Consider the following 19304-nt stretch of genomic DNA (forward strand, 5'->3'; position numbering starts at 1 on the left):
TCAGACCGCCTTGTGGGAGCCTGGCTTGCCGGCGATTGCATTGGCCTGCATCGCAGAACGCCTGCTGGGATCAGTGGCCGTTACAGCCAGCCGCTGATCACCATCGCCTTGTACACCGCCACTATGGCCAGCACGAAGAACGCGGTCGCGGCCAGTCGGCGAATCAGGGTCAATGGCAGTTTGTCGGCCGCAAAGTTACCCGCCAGCACCACCGGCACGTTGGCAATCAGCATGCCCAGGGTGGTACCGATAATCACCAGCCACAAATCCGGGTATTGCGCCGCCAGCATCACGGTCGCAACCTGGGTCTTGTCACCCATTTCAGCGATGAAGAATGTAATCAGCGTGGTGATGAAGGGGCCGTATTTGCGGGCTGTACTGGCCTCGTCGTCGTCCATCTTGTCCGGGACCAGAGTCCACAGGGCCGTGGCGGCAAAGCTCGCGGCGAGCACCCAGTGCAACATCACATCGGTGAAGAAGGTGCTGAACCAGGCGCCCACGGCACCGGCTGCCGCATGGTTGGCGAGGGTTGCCACCACGATGCCGGCGATGATCGGCCAGGGTTTGCGAAAGCGTGCGGCGAGAATCAGCGCGAGCAGTTGCGTCTTGTCACCGATTTCGGCCAAGGCAACGATTGCTGTAGGAACGAGTAAGGAATCGAGCATCATCAGGTAGTTTTCCAGGGGCGGGTCGACACGGCTATGACACGTACAGCCTTCCCGCCCCGGGTAAGGTGTTCGTGTCATAGGTCTTGTCAAACCCCGGTCCGTCTGTGCGGACACCTGGGTCGCATGCACCATGGTCTGTTGACCAAGTATGTTGACGCATGCCGGACGAGCGCGAGGCTCGTGGGAGACTACTCCCCTAGGACGGAGCGGATTTTGCCTAGGCAAATCCGATCCGGCAAGCCCTTATTGCGCTTTTCTGTCAGCGGCGTTTGGCGCTGTAAATCCGGAAACCCTGACCTTGCGCCTTGACTGTGCAGTGGCCGAACTGCTCTTCGATCAGCGGCTGGTAGCGCAGGAAGCTATTGGCTACAAGACGAAGTTCGCCACCTGTTTTCAGATGTTTGACTGCTTTTTGCAGCAAGTTTTCTGTGGCGTGGTAATCGGTATGAACCCCGACGTGAAACGGCGGATTGCTCAAAATCGAGTTCAGGCCCATGGGCGCCGCATCAATGCCATCGCCGGTAATGACCTCGGCTTCCAGACCGTTTGCGGCAAGGGTCAGACGACTGCTGGCGGTGGCAAAGGCATCGACATCGAGCAGGGTGACGTTGTTATGCGGGTAGCGGCGCTTGACTGCGGCTCCCAGCACCCCGGCACCGCAGCCGAAGTCCAGCACGTGGCCGCTGGGCAGTTTGTCCAGGTGCTCCAGCAACAGGGCGCTGCCCCGATCCAGGCGGCCATGGCTGAACACACCCGGCAGGCTGACGACTTTCAACGGGCCTTCGGCCAGCGGCAGTTCGTAATGCTGGGCGAGGTCGGCGAGCACCGGTGCGGCCGGGGCGTTGACCACAGTGACTTGCCACAGCTGGCAATGACGCGCGCTGTCGAGCTTGCGCGGCTTGCCAAACGGAACCAGTTGCTTGGATGCGCCTTCGATTCCGCCCTTCTTTTCGCCCACCAGAAATACGTCCGCACCGGGCAGGCGAGCCGCCACGGCGTTGAGCAGATAATCAGCCAGTTCCTTGGACTTGGGCAGAAACACCACGGCGGTGTCGAAGCTGCGCTCAGGCAGCTCGATGCCGAAATGCACCCGTCCTTCAAAGCGCGCATCCAGGGTGGCCTGGTCGCCGGCGTGCCAGCACCAGCCGTGGGCATTTGGCAGTTCGCCGAGCAATTCGTCAGCCGGTAATCCTACCAACAGCAACGAGCCCTGAAAGTATTCAGGCTGACGAAGCAGTACTTCACTGCGCGGATCCATAATCTGCTCCTCAAAAAGGGCCGCAGTCTATCAACTGACGACCCGCAGCGCTGTACCGTTAAAGAATGCTTCGGCGTTTTGCGTCAGTTGGCCGACGATCCGCTGGCGCGCTTCACGACTGCCCCAGGCGCTGTGCGGAGTAATGATCAGGCGCGGGATGTCATGGGCCAGCAGCGGGTTGCCGTCGCGCGGCGGTTCGACGCTCAGTACGTCGGTGGCCGCGCCGCCCAGATGGCCGCTGCGCAGCGCATTGGCCAGGGCCAGTTCATCAATCATGCCGCCGCGGGCAGTGTTGACCACAAAGGCCCCCGGCTTGAGCAGTGCCAGTTCACGGGCGCCGATAAAATTGCGAGTGTGTTCATTGAGCGGGCAGTGAAAGGTCAGGGCGTCGACCTGTGGCAGCAACTCATCCAGTGGCAGCCGGTCGGCTCGGGCCGGACGGCCGGGGATCTGGCCCAGCAAGACGCGCATGCCAAAGGCTTCGGCCAGCCGGGCCACGGCGCTGCCCAGTTCACCGTGACCGAACAGGCCCAGGGTCTTGCCTTCGAGTTCGACAATCGGGAAGTCCAGCAAGCAGAACTGCCTGGCCTGTTGCCACTGGCCCGCAGTCACGGCTTTGTTGTAGTCGACAAGGCGGGTGGCCAGTGCCAGCAACAGCCCCAGAGTGTGCTGGGCCACCGAGGGGGTGCCGTAGCCCTGGCAGTTGGCGACGGTAATGCCGCGTGCGCGTGCGGCTTCAAGGTCAACGTTATTGGTGCCGGTGGCCGCCACCAGAATCAGCTTCAGCTCGGGGCAGGCCGCGAGGGTTCGGGCATTGAGCTGGATTTTATTGCTGATGGCCACGCTGGCGCCTTGCAGACGTTCGATCAGGTTATCGGCGTCGGTGTCCGACCACAGCTGCAACTCGCTGAAACACTGGCGCAGAGGGGCAAGGTCGAGGTCGCCCAGATCCAGTGAGGTGTGATCCAGGAATACTGCGCGCTGAGTGTTCGTCATCAACTGTACCTTTTGTGCTGTCGAGTGAAGGCGTAATGTGGCGAGCCTAACAGAAGAAACAATTTGTAATGGAGCCGTGCATGTACTGGACAGAATTTTTGACCGTTGCCCTGATTCACTTGCTGGCCGTGGCCAGCCCCGGGCCCGACTTTGCTGTGGTGGTGCGTGAAAGCGTGACTCACGGCCGTCGCGCCGGGATGTTTACCGCCTTCGGTGTGGGCACGGCAATTTTCGTCCATGTCGGCTATTCGCTGCTGGGGATCGGGATCATTGTCTCGCAGTCGATTGTGTTGTTTAACGCTCTCAAATGGCTGGCAGCTGCCTACCTGCTGTACATCGGGATCAAGGCGTTGCGCGCCAGGCCTGCTGATCCGGCAGCCGTGGCTGCTTCTTTGCCGGTTGGCGAGCGCACTGCGCGCGGAGCCTTCACTTCGGGCTTTGTAACCAATGGCCTGAACCCTAAAGCCACGCTGTTTTTCCTGTCGTTGTTTACCGTGGTCATCAATCCGCATACGCCACTGTCCATTCAGGCCGGGTATGGCGTGTACCTGGCGGTCGCGACCGGACTGTGGTTTTGCATGGTTGCGATGTTGTTCAGCCATCAGCGCGTGCGCACCGGCTTTGCGCGCATGGGCCACTGGTTTGATCGCACCATGGGCGCGGTGCTGGTCGCCCTGGGTGTGAAGCTTGCGTTCACTGAGATGAATTGATTTTTCGTATCGCTCCATGGGCCCACCCCGGCTAGCGGGAATGCTGCAGGGGCTGGCTTGCCCGCAACGCTAGCCAGCCAGTTGGCCACAGGTTTGGCGTTGCGCCACCGGCGATCTTGTCAATTTCTGGTTTTCCTTCATCCTTGCGGCTCATTGTGCGTGCCCTCGGAGAAGTATCGATGTCCTCAGTCAACCGGTTCTGGCGCCAGGTCAAACTGCCACTGGCAGTCAGCCTTGTCTCGACGCTCGCCGGGCCCGCCTGGGGCGTGAGCTTTAACATAGGCGAGATCGAAGGCCAGATCGATTCCGAACTGTCCATTGGCGCCAGCTGGTCCACGGCCAAGGCCGATCGCAAGCTGATCGGCGCCAACAACGGCGGCAAGGGGCAATCGCAAATCTCGGATGATGGCCGCCTCAACTTCAAGCGCGGCGAAACCTTCTCCAAAATTTTTACCGGCATCCACGGGCTGGAACTCAAGTACGGCGACAGCGGTGTGTATGTCCGGGGCAAGTATTGGTACGACTTTGAACTGCAGGATGACAGTCGTCCCTTCAAACCAGTCAGCGACAGTGGGCGCAAAGCCTCGGCCCAGTCTGCCGGAGCCCAGTGGCTGGATGCCTACGCCTATCACAACTACGCCATTGCCGATCAGCCCGGGGCCGTGCGCCTGGGCAAACAGGTGGTCAACTGGGGTGAGAGCAGCTTTATCGGTGGCGGGATCAATGCCATCAACCCGACAGATGTCGCGGCGTATCGGCGACCGGGCACTGAGTACAAAGACGGACTGGTGCCGGTCAACCTGTTCTACATTTCGCAAAACCTCACCGACAACCTCTCGGCCCAAGCCTTTTATCAACTGGACTGGGAGCAGTCAGAAACCGATAACTGCGGAACATTTTTCTCCCAGTCCGATGTAACCGCCGACGGTTGTGACGGCAATTATCGAGTGATGAGCAAGCGTTCGGCACTGAATGTGGCGGACCTTTCAGCCCTGACGTCGGCGGGTGTCGATGTGAACGGCGAGGGCGTGCTGGTGCGTCGTGGTGCTGATCGCGATGCGCGCAACAGCGGGCAGTTCGGCGTGGCCATGCACTACGTGTTCGAGCCGCTGGACACCGATTTCGGCGCCTACTTCATGAACTACCACAGCCGCGATCCGATCCTCAGCGGGCGTGCGGCATCGCAGTCGGCCTACGACTCGGCCTCGGCTGCAGGCGCTCTGGCGCCGATGATCGTCGCCGGTAACTCCAGTTACTACGTCGAGTATCCCGAGGATATCCGCCTGTACGGCCTGAGCTTCGCCACCACCTTGTCCACAGGCTCGGCATGGAAAGGTGAGCTGAGTTATCGGCCCAATGCGCCGGTACAGCTCAACAGCAATGATCTGCTGTACGCCAATGTGACCCTGTTGCCGGGACTGGCCGCTGCATCGCCGCTGAGCGTTACTCCGGGTGCCGATTCCCAGGGCTATCGGCGTAAGGAGATCACTCAGTTTCAGACCTCTCTGACCCATGTCTTCGACAATGCCATGGGAGCTGACCGGCTGACCTTGATCGGTGAGGTTGGCGTGAGCCACGTGGCCGGTCTCGGCGGCAGTTTGCGCTACGGGCGTGATCCGGTATTTGGTAGCGACGGCAACGACGGCTTCACCACGGCTAATTCATGGGGCTATCGCGCACGTGCCGTGTGGGCCTACAACAACGTGTTTAACAGCCTCAACCTGAAGCCGAATCTGGCCTGGTCCCACGATGTCAGCGGCTATTCGCCGGGCCCCGACAATACCTTTGCCGAAGGGCGCAAGGCAGTGAGCATGGGCATTGATGCCGAGTACCAGAACACCTACACCAGCAGCCTTTCATACACCAATTTCTTTGGTGGGCGTTACAGCACGGTCAGCGACCGGGACTTTATGACGCTGACGGTGGGGGTAAAGTTTTAAGCCGCAGCTCAGAGCCCGTGGAGAAGGGGGTGGCTGGCGCTTTTTGATATAAATATTTTCACTTTGTTGATTTCTGAAATAATACGTGTCATCTATAGCCGCACACAGTCGACGGACTGATCCTGCGCGCCAGCTTGGATGGCAAGTGTTTCTTCACCCCCGAACGCCCTTCAGGAGTCAATAATTTGAACAAGACAGTACTTCTAGGTGCACTGGCCCTGTGCGCTTTCAGCTTTGTGGCCCGCGCCGATGACGCGCCTCTGCGTATTGGTATCGAAGCGGCCTACCCGCCGTTTTCGATGAAAACCCCTGAAGGTGAGATCAGCGGTTTTGACTACGACATTGGCAACGCGCTGTGCGAGGAGATGAAAATCAAATGCACCTGGGTGGTCCAGGAGTTCGACGGCATGATTCCTTCGCTCAAAGTGCGCAAGGTTGATGCGGTGCTGTCTTCCATGTCGATTACCGAAGACCGGCTCAAGTCCGTCGATTTCAGCAAAAAGTACTACCACACCCCCGGCAAGTTCGCGATGAAGGCGGGCACTGTGATCAACGATCCGCTGGTGGATCTCAAGGGCAAACGTGTCGGGGTGCAGCGCTCTTCGACCTATGACCGCTTTGCCACCCAAAAGCTTGAGACGGCCGGGGTCGTGGTGGTGCGCTACTCGACCCAGAGTGAAGCCTTCCTCGATCTGGTCTCGGGCCGTCTGGATGCCACGCTCGCCGACATCATCTACACCGATGAAAGCTTTATCAAAACCCCGCTGGGCCAGGGATACGCCCTGGTCGGACCGGATATCAACGACCCTGCCTTCTTCGGCCGGGGCGCAGGCATCGCTGTGCGTAAAGGCGACACGGCCAACGCCGAACGCCTGAATGCCGCCATTGATGCAATCCGCGCCAACGGCAAGTACGAACAAGTGATGACCAAGTACTTCACGTACGACATCTACGGTCAAAGGTAAGTCAACCCGTATCCCTGATGCGGCTCCCCCGGTGGGAGTCGCCGGGGCTTGTCTCGCGCGTTTTTTGGCGCTCGCTTGAGGAACTGCATCATGCTCCACGGCTACGGATCGAGCATTCTCGAGGGTGCCTGGCTGACCGTAAATCTGGCTCTGACCGCCATGGCCCTGGCCATTGTCCTGGGACTGATTGGCGCGACGCTGCGCTTGTCACCGATCAAGTGGCTGGCACGGCTGGGAGAGGTCTATACCACCCTGATTCGCGGTATTCCGGATCTGGTACTGATTCTGCTGATTTTCTATGGCGGTCAGGATCTGGTGAACCGCATCGCTATGGCCCTGGGCTCCACGGACTATATCGATATCAACCCCTTTGTCGCGGGGGTCTGCACCATGGGCTTCATCTTTGGTGCCTATCTCTCGGAAACCTTTCGCGGTGCATTTATGGCCATCCCCAAAGGCCAGATCGAGGCGGGGCTGGCGTATGGCATGGGCAGCGCCCAGGTGTTCTGGCGAATTCTGGTACCGCAGATGGTCCGTTTCGCACTGCCGGGGTTCACCAATAACTGGCTGGTGCTGACCAAGTCCACTGCGCTGATCTCGGTCATTGGCTTGCAGGACATGATGTTCAAAGCCAAAAGCGCAGCAGATGCGACCCATGAACCCTTTACGTTTTTTCTCGCCGTGGCGGGGCTGTATCTGATGCTGACCAGCGTGTCATTGCTGGTGCTGCGCTTTCTGGGACGACACTACTCGGTCGGCATAAAAGCCGCTGAGTTGTGATTGGGAGCACCTTATGATTCTTGATTACAACCTGATCTGGGAAAACCTGCCGCTGTATTTCGGTGGCGCGTTGATTACCCTCAAGGTACTGCTGATTTCCCTGTTCTTTGGCCTGGTGCTGGCGATTCCGCTGGCGCTGATGCGAGTCTCGCGATCGCCTTTGATCAACTTTCCGGCCTGGCTCTACACCTATGTCATTCGTGGCACGCCGATGCTGGTGCAGCTGTTTCTGATCTATTTCGGGCTGGCGCAGTTTGAAGCCGTGCGCCAGAGCGTGTTTTGGCCATACCTGTCCAGCGCCACCTTTTGTGCGTGCATGGCGTTTGCGATCAATACCAGTGCCTACAGCGCGGAACTGCTGGCGGGCAGTCTGAAGTCCATCCCCTATGGCGAGATCGAAGCGGCCAAAGCCATGGGCATGTCGCGAGTGACTTTGTATCGGCGGATCCTCCTGCCTTCGGCCCTGCGCCGGGTGTTGCCGCAGTACAGCAACGAAGTGCTGATGATGATGCAGACCACGAGCCTGGCGTCGATTGTCACCCTCGTCGATATCACCGGGGCCGCCCGAACGGTCAGTGCACGTTATTACCTGCCGTTTGAAGCGTTCATTACCGCGGCGGTTTTCTATCTGGTGCTGACCTTTATTTTGACCCGTCTGTTCAAGCTGGCCGAGCGCCGCTGGCTGGCGTATCTGGCACCGCGCAAATACTGAGGGGCGTGTTATGGAACACATTAAATACCTGTTGCCGTGGAGCGCCTCGGGCACTGAGCGCCACCTGTCCCTGTTTCGTTTTGGCCAGGGCACGCGCAAGGCCTACATCCAGGCCTCGCTGCACGCGGACGAGCTGCCGGGGATGCGCGTTGCGGTGGAGCTCAAGCGTCGCCTGCTGGAGCTTGAGGGGCAAGGCCGGTTGAACGGGGTGATCGAGCTGGTGCCGATGGCCAACCCCATCGGCATTGCCCAGATGTTTCAGGCGACCCACCAGGGGCGCTTTGAGTTTTCCAGCGGCAAGAATTTCAATCGTGACTTCCCAGTGCTGGCAGACGGCGTGGCTGCGCGGGTAGCCGGCCAGTTGGGTGGCGATGCCGAGGCCAACACACTGCTCATCCGCCGGGCCATGCTCGATGTGCTGAGTGAGCAGCCAGCCCCGGCCTCTGAGCTCGATGGCTTGCGTTGCCTGTTGCTGCGCCATGCCTGTGACGCCGATGTGGTACTGGATCTGCACTGTGATTTCGAGTCGATCATGCTGCTGTACGCCTTGCCGCAAAACTGGCCGCGCTTGCGCTCGCTGGCCGCGCGTTTGCGCGCCGGGGTGGCCCTGTTGGCAGAGGATGCGGGGGGCAGTGCGTTTGATGAGGCCTGTGCGCTGCCCTGGTTGCACCTGGCCGAGCGCTTTCCCGAGGCTGAGATTGCCCTGGGCTGTATCGCCACCACCATTGAACTGCGGGGCATGGCGGATACCGAGTCGGGGCCATGCGTGGAGAGTGCGGAGGCGATTCTCGGTTATCTCGCCGAGCAAGGGCTGATCAGCGGTGCTTGGCCGGACGCCCCGGTTCACAGCTGTGAGGCCATGCCGTTTGCGGGTGCCCAGTACGCCTATGCACCGCATCCGGGGGTTGTGAGCTTTGTCCAGCCGCTGGGGGCGCGGGTCAAAGCGGGCGATCCGCTGTTTGAAGTGATGGACCCGCTGACTGATCGCCACAGTGTGGTGCGCGCCAGTACCGACGGCATCCTCTATGCCCGTGAACGCCTGCGCTTTGCCCAGCCCGGTTTGTGGCTGGCCAAAGTTGCCGGCAATACCCTTATTCGCCAAGGTCGCTTGCTTAGCGACTGATCCCGAGAGTGGATGTCATGTACAAACTTGAAGTTCAGGATTTGCACAAAAGCTACGGCTCCCATGAAGTGCTCAAGGGCGTTTCGTTGCAGGCGAAGGCCGGGGATGTGACCAGTATCATCGGTTCCAGTGGTTCCGGGAAAAGTACGTTCTTGCGGTGCATCAACCTGCTGGAGCAACCCAGCGGCGGCAGTATCGTGCTCGACGGCGAACCGCTCAAACTGATCAGTAGCAGGCGGGGAGGGCTTGAGGCGGCAGATCCGAAACAGTTGCAGCGCATGCGGTCGCGACTGTCGATGGTGTTTCAACATTTCAATCTGTGGTCGCACATGAATGCTCTGGAAAACGTCATGGAGGCCCCGGTGCACGTGCTCGGCATGGGCAAGGGCGAAGCGCGGGACAGGGCCGAGCATTACTTGAACAAGGTCGGCGTGGCGCACCGCATGCGCGCCTGGCCGGCCCATATGTCCGGCGGTGAACAGCAGCGTGTGGCGATTGCCCGGGCCCTGGCCATGGAGCCGGAAGTGATGCTGTTCGACGAGCCGACTTCGGCCCTGGATCCTGAGTTGGTGGGGGACGTGCTCAAAGTGATGCAGGATCTGGCGCAGGAGGGGCGGACCATGGTGGTGGTCACTCACGAAATGGGCTTTGCCCGTGAGGTTTCCAACCAGCTTGTGTTCCTTCATCAGGGTGTGGTTGAAGAGCGTGGCGACCCGCGCAAGGTGCTGGCCAATCCTCAGTCTGAACGCCTGCAGCAGTTTCTTTGCGGCAGTTTGAAATAGCCGGCGACCGCTTCGGATACACTTCGGGGCGTCACAAGCCGACGCAGTGTCTACTGCACGGACCGGCTTTGGGCGCCGCCCCTTTTTTATCCACAGGGAATGTTGAGCCGGATATGCCAAGCCCATCCAAAGACACCACGATTTATGCCGCCGCGGTCATGCGCAAGCTGGCAGAGATCGTGCCCGAGTTGCAGCCTTCATTGCGCAAGGTCGCCGATTTTATCCTGCGTCATCCGCTGCGTGCCGCGACCCTGACGATTGAGGAAATGGCCCACGAGACCAGCACCTCGCCAGCGGCGGTCAATCGCCTGGCCAAAGCCCTGAATCTGGGCGGGTACAGCGGCATGAAGGCCGAGCTGGTGGCAACACTGCAACAAGTGGTGTCACCGGTGGACAAGCTGCGTAACGAACTGGCCCATCGTCCGGACGGGGCGTTTGGCCTGCATGAACAAATTCAAAGTGCCAGCAGCAACCTGGCCACGGCCGTGACCAGCAATCATCCGGACACCTTTGAAGCTTTTGTGAATCATCTGGTCAAGGCGCGCAAGATTTACATCCTGGGCTTCGGTAACAGTGTCTATTTCGCGGGCCTGGCGGCCTCGACCCTGATTCCGTTTTGTGCCGATGCCACGGCTATCAGCATGGAAGGCGGTAACGAAAACGCCGCCTATCGACTGGCTGCGATCACTGATCAGGACGTTTTACTGGCGATCTCTCTGCCGCGGTATTCCATCGACACCCTGCAACTTTCCCGCTTCGCCAGCGAGCGCGGTGCCACGGTGCTGGCCATTACCGACTCACCTGCCTCGCCTCTGAGCAGCATTGCCCGGCATGTGCTGTTTGCCCCGGCCGACCATCCAGTGCTGACCAGTTCCAGCATCGCAGTACTTGCCTTGATCGAAGGACTGGTGGCGGGCGTCATGGCGCGGAACAAGGAGGCGGTCAAACTGGCGACAGAACTGACAGAGAGCGTCATGTCTTACCTGCATATTCCTGTGGGCAGTAAATTGACTAAAAAGTAATCAGCGATGCCGGTGCGGGCGGGGCATATCTATTTGTGGGCAGGCGATCGGACGACTATCGTTTATGGAACACGAATATTGGCGGCCTGAGGAATTTTTACCGCTGGTCGCGTTCCAACGCCCACAGAGGTCTAATGCCAACGACCTTTGCCTCCAGAAAGACTGACAGGAGCTTCACCATGTTCACCTCGCGTCGTTTGATTATTGCCGCAAGTGCTATCGCCTTGCTGGCAGGCTGCGCCTCGCCCAACCCATATGACAATCAAGGCCAGGCCTCTTCGGGCATGAGCAAAACCGCCACCTATGGTGGTCTTGGGGCGTTGGCCGGTGCCGTTGCCGGTGCTGCCATCGACCATAACAACCGTGGCAAGGGTGCATTGATCGGTGCCGCAGTGGCAGGTCTGGGGGCCGCAGGTTACGGCTACTACGCAGACAAGCAGGAAGCTGCGTTGCGCGCGAGTACGGCCAACACCGGGATTGAAGTTCAGCGTCAGGGCGACAACATCACCCTGGTGATGCCGGGCAACATTACGTTTGCCACCAGCTCGGCGAACATTGCTCCCAGCTTCTATCAGCCGTTGAACAACCTGGCGAACTCGCTGAAGCAGTTCAACAACCAGAACCTGATTCAGATCGTCGGCTATACGGACAGCACCGGGAACTACAACTACAACATGCAGTTGTCCCAGCAGCGTGCGCAAAGCGTGGCGACCTATCTGACGTCCCAGGGTGTCAGTGGTCAGTACCTGTCGGTCAGCGGTAAAGGCCCGGCCGACCCGATTGCCAGTAACGCCACGCCTGATGGCCGTGCTCAGAACCGCCGCGTGCAGATCACCCTGGCACCGATTCCGGGCGTGAACTACCAGCAGCAGGGGCAAGTTCAGCAGTACCCGTAAGACCCAGGTCTTGCAGGTGCCGCAGGCATTTGCTGGCAGCATAAAAAAAGCCCCGTGATCCTTACCGATCACGGGGCTTTTTGTTGAGCGCTTTACCGGATGAATTACTTCTTCAGGCCGTAATGCTCATCGAGCATGCCGGGGGCGTTCGGGGTTTTTGGCGCGTAGTCCAATGGTGGCTCAGTGCTGTGCGGCGGGGTGATGCGCTCGCGATGCGGTTGAGGGACATCAGAGTGCAGAGCGGCCAGCAGACGTTGGCGAGTTTGCTCGTCCAGGGCCAAACGGTTGGCGCCCTCGGCGAGGTGGTCTTGTACGTCCTGGTAGCTCTGAGTGAGTTTTTTCACCAGATTGGCGGTGCTGTTGAAGTGGGTAACCACTTCACTTTGATAACTGTCAAAACGTTTCTGAATGTCGTCCAGCTGACGCTGCGTGCTGTTAGGCGCGGCATTAGGCAGCAGACGCGCGATCAGAAAACCAATGGCGACACCTGCAACCAGGGCTAGAGTCGGCAATAACCAAATCAAGAGCGAGTGTTCCACGAGTCCTTCCTCTATAAACGGCTTTGCTTTACGTTAACGGCTCGGACCTGCGCTGTATACCGCGATGCACTCGCAAATATGCCAGACAGAATCTATCAGCTAGACGAGTCGACCCAGTTTGAGGTCACGGAGTTCCTTCTTGCTTACCCGCGAAACCCCTGTAGTAATTGATGGCCCTGTGGGCCAACTGGAAGCCTTGTACCTCGATTTGCCTGAGCCAAAAGGCCTGGCGCTACTGTGTCACCCCAACCCGGTTCAGGGGGGGACGATGATGAATAAAGTGGTTTCGACCCTGCAACGTACCGCCCGTGATGCTGGCCTGATTACATTGCGATTTAATTATCGCGGTACGGGAGCCAGCGAAGGCAGCCATGACATGGGCAGCGGCGAAGTCGACGATGCGCTGGCGGCTGCCCTCTGGTTGCGCGCCCGGCACCCGGAACTGCCGATCACCTTGCTCGGTTTTTCGTTTGGCGGTTTTGTGGCAGCCAGCCTGGGCGGTCGCCTTGAAGCCCGGGGCGAGAAACTGTCGCGCCTGTTCATGGTGGCCCCGGCGGTGATGCGTTTGCGCGCCGAAGACGATTTGCCCCAAGCCTGTGCGGTGACCGTAATTCAGCCCGAAACCGATGAAGTGATCGACCCGCAACTGGTCTATGACTGGTCAAACGCGCTGTCACGCCCCCATGAGCTGCTTAAAGTGGCAGAATGCGGGCACTTTTTTCACGGCAAGCTGCCTGAGCTCAAAGAGTTGGTAGCGCCACGCCTTTCGAATTGATTGCAGCCTGATAAGCGATTACCCATGACCACTCGTACCCGTATTCTCACCGGTATCACCACCACCGGCACGCCGCACCTGGGCAACTATGCCGGGGCTATTCGCCCTGCAATCGTGGCCAGCCTGGACAGTAATGCCGACTCGTTTTACTTCCTGGCTGACTACCATGCCCTGATCAAATGCGATGACCCGCAGCGCATTCAGCGCTCGCGTCAGGAAATCGCTGCGACCTGGCTGGCGGCAGGGCTGGATGTCGAGCGTGTGACCTTCTATCGCCAGTCAGATATCCCGGAAATCCCGGAGCTGACCTGGTTGCTGACCTGCGTAGCGTCCAAGGGCTTGCTCAACCGTGCTCACGCTTACAAGGCTTCGGTCGACAAGAACCTGGAAAACGGCGAGGACCCGGATGCGGGCATCACCATGGGGCTGTTCAGCTACCCGGTGCTGATGGCTGCAGACATCCTGATGTTCAACGCCAACAAGGTGCCGGTCGGTCGCGACCAGATCCAGCACGTTGAAATGGCCCGTGATATTGGCCAGCGCTTCAATCACCTGTTCGGCCATGGCAAAGATTTTTTCGCCATGCCGGAAGCGATAATTGAAGAAAGCGTTGCCACCTTGCCGGGTCTTGACGGGCGCAAGATGTCGAAAAGCTATGACAACACCATTCCGTTGTTTAGTAGCGCCAAAGACATGAAAAGCGCGATTTCGCGGATCGTCACCGACTCCCGTGCGCCGGGCGAAGCCAAGGACCCGGACAATTCGCACCTGTTCACTCTGTATCAAGCCTTCTCTACGCCTGAGCAGTGCGCAGAGTTCCGTGGCGAGTTGTTGCAGGGCCTGGGCTGGGGCGAAGCCAAAGAGCGTCTGTTCAAGCTGCTGGACGCCGACCTGGGCGAGTCCCGCGAGCGTTATCACGAACTGATGTCGCGCCCGTCCGATATGGAAGACATCCTTCTGGCCGGAGCCCAGAAAGCCCGCAAAACCGCGACCCCGTTTCTGGCGCAGTTGCGTGAAGCGGTTGGCCTGCGCTCGTTTGTCGGCGCTGCCCAGACGGCCACGACCAGCAAGAAGAAAGCCACCAAGGGCCCGCGCTTCGTCAGCTTCCGCGATGAAGACGGCAGCTTCCGTTTCCGCCTGCTGGCAGCCGATGGCGAGCAACTGCTGTTGTCGCGCAACTTTGCGGATGGCAAAACCGCAGGTCAGGTGAGCAAACAGCTGCAGGCGGGGGGCGTGCTTGATATTCGTCCTCAGGACCTGAGCTTCAGCGTCTGGGTGGATGACGGGTGCGTCGCCGACAGCCCGGCATTCGCCGATAGTGCGACCCGTGACGCGGCAATCGAAGCCTTGCGTGTGGCGCTGGTGCCTGCGCAGGATTAAAAAGTGCGGCGTTTCGACTCAGGGTTGATTGCCATTCCCAAGGGCCGTCGCTACAGTGGCGGCCCGTTTTTGTTGCCTTGCTAACGAATTATGACGCCTCTAGAACGATATCAAGCTGATCTGAAACGCCCGGACTTCTTCCACGATGCCGCGCAGGAAAACGCTGTGCGCCATCTGCAGCGTCTGTATGACGACCTGGTTGCCTCTTCGCAGAGCAAGCCAGGCCTGTTCGGCAAGCTGTTCGGCAAAAAAGAACAGGCTCCGGTCAAGGGGCTGTATTTCTGGGGTGGTGTGGGCCGGGGTAAAACTTACCTGGTCGATACGTTCTTTGATGCGCTGCCGTTCAAACAGAAGGTGCGTACCCACTTTCACCGTTTCATGAAGCGTGTGCATGAAGAAATGCGCACCCTCAATGGTGAAAAGAACCCGCTGACCATCATCGCCAGGCGGTTCGCCGATGAAGCGCGGGTGATCTGCTTTGACGAGTTTTTTGTATCGGACATTACCGATGCCATGATCCTCGGCACCCTGATGGAAGAGTTGTTCAAAAATGGCGTGACCCTGGTCGCGACCTCGAACATCGTGCCGGACGGTCTGTACAAGGACGGTCTGCAGCGGGCGCGCTTCCTGCCGGCGATTGCGCTGATCAAGCAGAACACCGATATCGTCAACGTCGACAGCGGCGTCGATTATCGTCTGCGCCACCTGGAGCAGGCCGAGCTTTACCATTTCCCGCTGGATGAGGCTTCCGAGAAGTGCTTGCGCGAGAGTTTTAAAGCGTTGACGCATAACTCTTCCAAGGTGATCGAGAATGACGATCTGGTGATCGAGAACCGGACCATTCGCGCGCTGCGTACCTGTGATGATGTGGCCTGGTTTGATTTCCGCGAGCTGTGCGATGGCCCGCGTAGCCAGAACGATTACATCGAACTGGGCAAGATTTTCAATGCGGTGATCATCAGCGGTGTGGAGCAGATGGACGTCAAGACTGACGACATCGCGCGACGCTTTATCAACATGGTCGATGAGTTCTATGACCGGGGCGTAAAGATGATCATCTCGGCTGAAGTCGAGCTTAAAGATCTGTACAAGGGCGGGCGCCTGAACTTCGAGTTCCAGCGCACCCTGAGCCGCCTGCTTGAGATGCAGTCCCATGAATACCTGACGCGGGCGCACAAGCCATAGTCGAGCGCTGTATCAAAAAAGGCCTGCATTGCAGGCCTTTTTTATATCTCGCGATCCATGCAGGAGTCGGACTCGCTGCCACAGAGCGCCTGGTTGAAGGTCAGGCGGCCTGCTGGAACTGCTGGCGGTATTGATTGGGCGACAGTTCGGTGTGCTGCCTGAACAGCCGTGCAAAGAAGCTGGCGTCGTCGTAGCCCACGTCGTAGCTGATGGTCTTGATGCTCTTGCGGGAGGCCGAGAGCAGGCCCTTGGCGGTCTCTATGCGCAGGCGTTGCAGGTAGTGCAAGGGTTTGTCGCCTGTTGCCATCTGAAAGCGGCGCATAAAGTTGCGGATGCTCATGCCGTGTTCACGGGCTACGTCTTCAAAGCGGAACTTGTCCGCAAAATGCTCTTCGAGCCAGTGCTGGATTTGCAGGATTATCACGTCCTGATGCAGCTTTTGCCCGCCGAAACCGATGCGCCCGGGGGTGTAGTTGCGCTGCACTTCGTAAAGGATGTCGCGGGCCACGGCCTGGGCGATGTTGGCGCCGCAGAAGCGCTCGATCAGATAAATATAGAGGTCGCAGGCTGAGGTCGGGCCGCCGGTGCAGTAGAGGTTGTCGGCATCGGTCAGGTGTTTGTCCTGGTTCAGGTGCACCCGTGGGAAACGTTCGGCGAAGGTGCTGAAAAAACGCCAGTAGGTGGTGGCTTCCTTGCCGTCCAGCAGCCCGGCTTCGGCCAGCCAGAACGCGCCATTGGCTTCTGCGCAGAGAACGGCACCGCGGGCATGTTGTGCGCGTAGCCAGGGCAGGATCTGCGGGTAGCGTTGGCACAGGGTGTCAAAGTCGTCCCAGAAGGCCGGGAGGATGATGATGTCAGTGTCTTCCAGTGCGCCATCGACCGGCAGTACCACGTCGCTGAAGCTGGTGACAGGTTTGCCGTCGGGACTGACCAGTCGGGTTTCGAAGCTGGCGTTGAGGCCCTGGCCCAGTTGTTTGCCATGGCGCAGGCTGGCGAGGTGAAAGAAATCCTTGGCTTGCATCAGGGTCGAGGCAAATACCCGATCGATGGCCAAAATGCTGACGCGCCGCAGGGGCGTGGAGAGATGGTTAGACATGATTTGATTATTCTTATAGGTGAAATTGGTCAACTTACGGCTGGATCGTCTTATTTTTTATCCTGTATGTCTAGGGGGAAGGGGTAGAGGCCAATTCCGTAGCAGCCAAAGGCTGCTACGGAAGCGGGACAGCTAGGGTGCCGGGTTCGGCTGGTCCCTGTGGATGGCTTCAATGCCGGCGAGGACTTCATCCGACAGTTTCAGGTCGAAGCTGCCAATGTTGCTGGCAAGTTGCTCCATCGTCGTCGCGCCGATGATGTTGCTGGTGACGAAGGGCTGTTGCGTGACATAGGCCAGCGCCATTTGCGCCGGGTCCAGGCCGTGTTCGCGAGCCAGGGCCACGTAACGTTCGCTGGCAGCCACTGCCTGCGGGTTTGAATAGCGCGAGAAGCGGCTGTAGAGGGTCAGGCGGCCTTTTGCAGGTTGGGCGCCGCCGTTGTACTTGCCAGAGAGCATGCCGAACGCCAGGGGCGAATAGGCGAGCAGGCCGCATTGTTCGCGAATGGCAATTTCAGCCAGGCCGACTTCAAAACTGCGGTTAAGCAGGTTGTAGGGGTTCTGGATCGAAACGGCGCGCGGCCAGCCACGGCTTTCAGCCAGTTGCAGGAATTTCATGGTGGCCCAGGGTGTTTCGTTGGACAGGCCGATATGGCGAATTTTGCCGGCCCTGACTTGTTCGTCCAGGGCTTCGAGGGTTTCTTCGAGGGGGGTAAAGTCTTCATCGGCGTTGTGCTTGTAGCCCAGTTGCCCGAAAAAGTTGGTACTGCGCTCTGGCCAGTGCAGCTGGTAGAGGTCGATCCAGTCGGTTTGCAGGCGTTCAAGGCTGGCATCCAGTGCCTGGACGATATGATTGCGGTTGTGTTTGAGCTGGCCGTCGCGAATGTAGTCGATGCCATTGCCGGGGCCGGCGATCTTGCTGGCCAGGATCCAGTCGGCCCGATCACCCCGGCTTTTGAACCAGTTGCCGATGTAACGCTCGGTGCTGGCGTAGGTTTCTGCTTTGGGTGGCACCGGATACATTTCGGCGGTGTCGATGAAATTGATCCCGGCGTTTTTCGCGTAATCGATTTGTGCGAAGGCTTCATCCTGGGTGTTTTGCTCGCCCCAGGTCATGGTTCCGAGGGCAATGGCGCTGACTTGCAGATTGGTGCGGCCTAGCTGGCGATAGTCCATCAGTGACTCCTTCGGGTAAAGAATCATAAAAGCAGGTTGTATTTTTTTTCGCAATCTGGATAATTGCCGACCTCTTTCTGCGGTGGAAGTGATGCGCCGCCTGCCGAAGAATCTTGCCGTTGAACGGACGCGCTGACCCGAGCCCCCGATAGCGTCTGTATCCGGCTGCCTTTGACTTGTCAAAGTACGCACTATTCAGTAAGATCCGCCGTCTAATTTACAGGGCGGCCCCTGAGGCTATAAAGAATGAAAACTTTTACTGCTAAACCGGAAACAGTTACGCGCGACTGGTTTGTCGTCGACGCTGCTGGCCAGACACTGGGTCGTCTGGCCACCGAAATCGCGAGCCGTCTGCGTGGCAAGCACAAGCCTGAATACACTCCGCACGTTGACACCGGTGACTACATCGTTGTTATCAATGCCGAGCAGATTCGTGTCACTGGTGCTAAAACCACTGACAAAATGTACTACTCTCACTCCGGTTTCCCGGGCGGGATTAAGTCGATCAACTTCGAAAAGCTGATCGCCAAAGCTCCTGAACGCGTGATCGAGACCGCGGTTAAAGGCATGCTGCCTAAAAACCCGCTGGGTCGCGACATGTACCGTAAGCTGAAAGTATATGCGGGCGCTGCTCACCCTCATACTGCTCAGCAGCCCCAAGAACTGAAGTTTTAACGGAATAGTTCATTATGTCGGCGACTCAAAACTACGGCACTGGCCGTCGTAAAACCGCAACTGCACGCGTTTTCCTGCGTCCAGGTACCGGTAACATCTCGATCAACAACCGCACTCTGGAGAATTTCTTCGGTCGCGAAACTGCCCGCATGGTAGTTCGTCAGCCGTTGGAACTGACTGAGACTGTCGAGAAATTCGATATCTACGTCACCGTGATCGGTGGTGGTGTAAGTGGTCAGGCTGGCGCAATCCGCCACGGTATCACTCGCGCACTGATGCAGTACGACGAAACTCTGCGTGGCGCTCTGCGCAAAGCAGGCTTCGTAACTCGCGATGCTCGTGAAGTTGAACGTAAGAAAGTCGGTCTGCGTAAAGCGCGTAAGCGTCCGCAGTACTCGAAGCGTTAATTCGCAGCTTCGTTCAAAAAAGCCCAGTCTCCTTAGGAGCTGGGCTTTTTTTATGGGTGATGAATTGTTGGTGTGACAACTTGCCACATTCAGCAAATGCCTATACTACAAGGCCTGTAGCCGACCCAGAGCGGTAATTACCTTGTCAGAGTAGGGGCTTTTCATTACCATTCTGCAAAATTTTTATAAGTTCAGATTTTTACTTAGTAGATGCCTGATTTA

The 19304-nt window shown here is 58.6% G+C and carries 20 protein-coding genes and 1 riboswitch; of the genes, 14 read left to right on the top strand and 6 right to left on the bottom strand.

Features of this window, described 5'->3' with window-relative positions; all coding sequences use genetic code 11:
- Positions 1 to 80: 80 nt before the first annotated feature.
- From JQ848_RS03820 to JQ848_RS03830, 3 genes are all read right to left on the bottom strand, one after another.
- Positions 81 to 665 (bottom strand): TMEM165/GDT1 family protein, encoded by a 585-nt coding sequence (locus JQ848_RS03820; protein WP_003443736.1) that lies wholly within the window; start codon positions 663 to 665, stop codon positions 81 to 83.
- Positions 666 to 756: 91 nt separating this feature from the next.
- A riboswitch (yybP-ykoY riboswitch) is annotated at positions 757 to 878 on the bottom strand.
- A gap of 49 nt (positions 879 to 927) precedes the next feature.
- Positions 928 to 1926 (bottom strand): class I SAM-dependent methyltransferase, encoded by a 999-nt coding sequence (locus JQ848_RS03825; protein WP_003443734.1) that lies wholly within the window; start codon positions 1924 to 1926, stop codon positions 928 to 930.
- Positions 1927 to 1956: 30 nt separating this feature from the next.
- Positions 1957 to 2922: a 2-hydroxyacid dehydrogenase gene (locus JQ848_RS03830; RefSeq protein WP_003443731.1), complete on the bottom strand. Its 966-nt coding sequence runs from the start codon at positions 2920 to 2922 to the stop codon at positions 1957 to 1959.
- Positions 2923 to 3002: 80 nt separating this feature from the next.
- Here JQ848_RS03830 and JQ848_RS03835 point away from each other — a divergent pair, with 80 nt between their 5' ends.
- The 9 genes from JQ848_RS03835 to JQ848_RS03875 all read left to right on the top strand — a co-directional run bounded on the left by JQ848_RS03835 (position 3003) and on the right by JQ848_RS03875 (position 11852).
- On the top strand, positions 3003 to 3632 hold the full coding sequence (locus JQ848_RS03835; protein WP_003443728.1) for a LysE family translocator: 630 nt from the start codon (positions 3003 to 3005) through the stop codon (positions 3630 to 3632).
- A 179-nt stretch (positions 3633 to 3811) separates the two neighbouring features.
- The gene (locus JQ848_RS03840) at positions 3812 to 5572 is read left to right on the top strand and encodes a DUF1302 domain-containing protein (RefSeq protein WP_003443726.1); all 1761 of its coding nucleotides are present in this window, start codon (positions 3812 to 3814) and stop codon (positions 5570 to 5572) included.
- A gap of 185 nt (positions 5573 to 5757) precedes the next feature.
- Positions 5758 to 6537, top strand: a complete 780-nt coding sequence (locus tag JQ848_RS03845) for an ABC transporter substrate-binding protein (RefSeq protein WP_003443724.1) — start codon at positions 5758 to 5760, stop codon at positions 6535 to 6537.
- A gap of 90 nt (positions 6538 to 6627) precedes the next feature.
- Positions 6628 to 7317 carry an ABC transporter permease gene (locus JQ848_RS03850; RefSeq protein WP_003443721.1) on the top strand — a complete coding sequence of 230 codons (690 nt, stop codon included), beginning with the start codon at positions 6628 to 6630 and terminating at the stop codon, positions 7315 to 7317.
- Positions 7318 to 7330: 13 nt separating this feature from the next.
- Positions 7331 to 8029 carry an ABC transporter permease gene (locus tag JQ848_RS03855; RefSeq protein ID WP_003443719.1) on the top strand — a complete coding sequence of 233 codons (699 nt, stop codon included), beginning with the start codon at positions 7331 to 7333 and terminating at the stop codon, positions 8027 to 8029.
- A gap of 10 nt (positions 8030 to 8039) precedes the next feature.
- Positions 8040 to 9152 carry a succinylglutamate desuccinylase/aspartoacylase family protein gene (locus JQ848_RS03860; protein ID WP_202210279.1) on the top strand — a complete coding sequence of 371 codons (1113 nt, stop codon included), beginning with the start codon at positions 8040 to 8042 and terminating at the stop codon, positions 9150 to 9152.
- Between the two features lie 17 nt (positions 9153 to 9169).
- Positions 9170 to 9934: an ABC transporter ATP-binding protein gene (locus JQ848_RS03865; RefSeq protein WP_003443714.1), complete on the top strand. Its 765-nt coding sequence runs from the start codon at positions 9170 to 9172 to the stop codon at positions 9932 to 9934.
- Between the two features lie 113 nt (positions 9935 to 10047).
- The gene (locus JQ848_RS03870) at positions 10048 to 10956 is read left to right on the top strand and encodes a MurR/RpiR family transcriptional regulator (protein ID WP_202210280.1); all 909 of its coding nucleotides are present in this window, start codon (positions 10048 to 10050) and stop codon (positions 10954 to 10956) included.
- Between the two features lie 179 nt (positions 10957 to 11135).
- Entirely contained in the window at positions 11136 to 11852 is a 717-nt protein-coding gene (locus tag JQ848_RS03875; protein WP_003443708.1) for a YiaD family glycine zipper/OmpA-like lipoprotein, read from the top strand.
- Between the two features lie 104 nt (positions 11853 to 11956).
- On the opposite strand, the gene JQ848_RS03880 is transcribed toward JQ848_RS03875, so the two are convergent.
- Positions 11957 to 12391 (bottom strand): Z-ring associated ZapG family protein, encoded by a 435-nt coding sequence (locus JQ848_RS03880; RefSeq protein ID WP_003443705.1) that lies wholly within the window; start codon positions 12389 to 12391, stop codon positions 11957 to 11959.
- Between the two features lie 139 nt (positions 12392 to 12530).
- Here JQ848_RS03880 and JQ848_RS03885 point away from each other — a divergent pair, with 139 nt between their 5' ends.
- The 3 genes from JQ848_RS03885 to zapE all read left to right on the top strand — a co-directional run bounded on the left by JQ848_RS03885 (position 12531) and on the right by zapE (position 15731).
- Positions 12531 to 13166: an alpha/beta hydrolase gene (locus tag JQ848_RS03885; protein WP_003443703.1), complete on the top strand. Its 636-nt coding sequence runs from the start codon at positions 12531 to 12533 to the stop codon at positions 13164 to 13166.
- 24 nt (positions 13167 to 13190) lie between these two features.
- A complete protein-coding gene (locus JQ848_RS03890) occupies positions 13191 to 14546 on the top strand; it encodes a tryptophan--tRNA ligase (RefSeq protein WP_003443699.1) in 1356 nt (451 codons plus the stop codon).
- Between the two features lie 90 nt (positions 14547 to 14636).
- Positions 14637 to 15731, top strand: coding sequence for a cell division protein ZapE (zapE, locus tag JQ848_RS03895; protein ID WP_202210281.1), 1095 nt, complete (start codon positions 14637 to 14639; stop codon positions 15729 to 15731).
- 100 nt (positions 15732 to 15831) lie between these two features.
- Here the strand turns inward: zapE and JQ848_RS03900 are convergent, their stop codons facing one another.
- Together JQ848_RS03900 and JQ848_RS03905 are read right to left on the bottom strand one after the other, a co-directional pair.
- A complete protein-coding gene (locus JQ848_RS03900; RefSeq protein WP_177412996.1) occupies positions 15832 to 16752 on the bottom strand; it encodes a GlxA family transcriptional regulator in 921 nt (306 codons plus the stop codon).
- Positions 16753 to 16959: 207 nt separating this feature from the next.
- Positions 16960 to 18000 (bottom strand): NADP(H)-dependent aldo-keto reductase, encoded by a 1041-nt coding sequence (locus tag JQ848_RS03905; RefSeq protein WP_003443685.1) that lies wholly within the window; start codon positions 17998 to 18000, stop codon positions 16960 to 16962.
- Between the two features lie 246 nt (positions 18001 to 18246).
- Here JQ848_RS03905 and rplM point away from each other — a divergent pair, with 246 nt between their 5' ends.
- Entirely contained in the window at positions 18247 to 18675 is a 429-nt protein-coding gene (rplM, locus tag JQ848_RS03910; RefSeq protein ID WP_003443674.1) for a 50S ribosomal protein L13, read from the top strand.
- A gap of 14 nt (positions 18676 to 18689) precedes the next feature.
- Positions 18690 to 19082 carry a 30S ribosomal protein S9 gene (gene rpsI / locus JQ848_RS03915; protein WP_003216038.1) on the top strand — a complete coding sequence of 131 codons (393 nt, stop codon included), beginning with the start codon at positions 18690 to 18692 and terminating at the stop codon, positions 19080 to 19082.
- Positions 19083 to 19304: the final 222 nt, after the last annotated feature.

This window comes from Pseudomonas paraversuta, from assembly GCF_904067025.1.
Lineage (GTDB): Bacteria > Pseudomonadota > Gammaproteobacteria > Pseudomonadales > Pseudomonadaceae > Aquipseudomonas > Aquipseudomonas paraversuta.

Excerpts from the sequence above, each read along its gene's own strand:
- JQ848_RS03905 (WP_003443685.1), bottom strand. The coding sequence starts at position 18,000 with ATGGACTATCGCCAGCTAGGCCGCACCAATCTGCAAGTCAGCGCCATT.
- JQ848_RS03855 (WP_003443719.1), top strand. The coding sequence starts at position 7,331 with ATGATTCTTGATTACAACCTGATCTGGGAAAACCTGCCGCTGTATTTC.
- JQ848_RS03890 (WP_003443699.1), top strand. The coding sequence starts at position 13,191 with ATGACCACTCGTACCCGTATTCTCACCGGTATCACCACCACCGGCACG.
- JQ848_RS03870 (WP_202210280.1), top strand. The coding sequence starts at position 10,048 with ATGCCAAGCCCATCCAAAGACACCACGATTTATGCCGCCGCGGTCATG.
- JQ848_RS03840 (WP_003443726.1), top strand. The coding sequence starts at position 3,812 with ATGTCCTCAGTCAACCGGTTCTGGCGCCAGGTCAAACTGCCACTGGCA.
- JQ848_RS03900 (WP_177412996.1), bottom strand. The coding sequence starts at position 16,752 with ATGCAAGCCAAGGATTTCTTTCACCTCGCCAGCCTGCGCCATGGCAAA.
- JQ848_RS03820 (WP_003443736.1), bottom strand. The coding sequence starts at position 665 with ATGCTCGATTCCTTACTCGTTCCTACAGCAATCGTTGCCTTGGCCGAA.
- JQ848_RS03825 (WP_003443734.1), bottom strand. The coding sequence starts at position 1,926 with ATGGATCCGCGCAGTGAAGTACTGCTTCGTCAGCCTGAATACTTTCAG.
- rpsI (WP_003216038.1), top strand. The coding sequence starts at position 18,690 with ATGTCGGCGACTCAAAACTACGGCACTGGCCGTCGTAAAACCGCAACT.
- JQ848_RS03860 (WP_202210279.1), top strand. The coding sequence starts at position 8,040 with ATGGAACACATTAAATACCTGTTGCCGTGGAGCGCCTCGGGCACTGAG.
- rplM (WP_003443674.1), top strand. The coding sequence starts at position 18,247 with ATGAAAACTTTTACTGCTAAACCGGAAACAGTTACGCGCGACTGGTTT.
- JQ848_RS03830 (WP_003443731.1), bottom strand. The coding sequence starts at position 2,922 with ATGACGAACACTCAGCGCGCAGTATTCCTGGATCACACCTCACTGGAT.
- zapE (WP_202210281.1), top strand. The coding sequence starts at position 14,637 with ATGACGCCTCTAGAACGATATCAAGCTGATCTGAAACGCCCGGACTTC.
- JQ848_RS03850 (WP_003443721.1), top strand. The coding sequence starts at position 6,628 with ATGCTCCACGGCTACGGATCGAGCATTCTCGAGGGTGCCTGGCTGACC.
- JQ848_RS03835 (WP_003443728.1), top strand. The coding sequence starts at position 3,003 with ATGTACTGGACAGAATTTTTGACCGTTGCCCTGATTCACTTGCTGGCC.
- JQ848_RS03865 (WP_003443714.1), top strand. The coding sequence starts at position 9,170 with ATGTACAAACTTGAAGTTCAGGATTTGCACAAAAGCTACGGCTCCCAT.
- JQ848_RS03875 (WP_003443708.1), top strand. The coding sequence starts at position 11,136 with ATGTTCACCTCGCGTCGTTTGATTATTGCCGCAAGTGCTATCGCCTTG.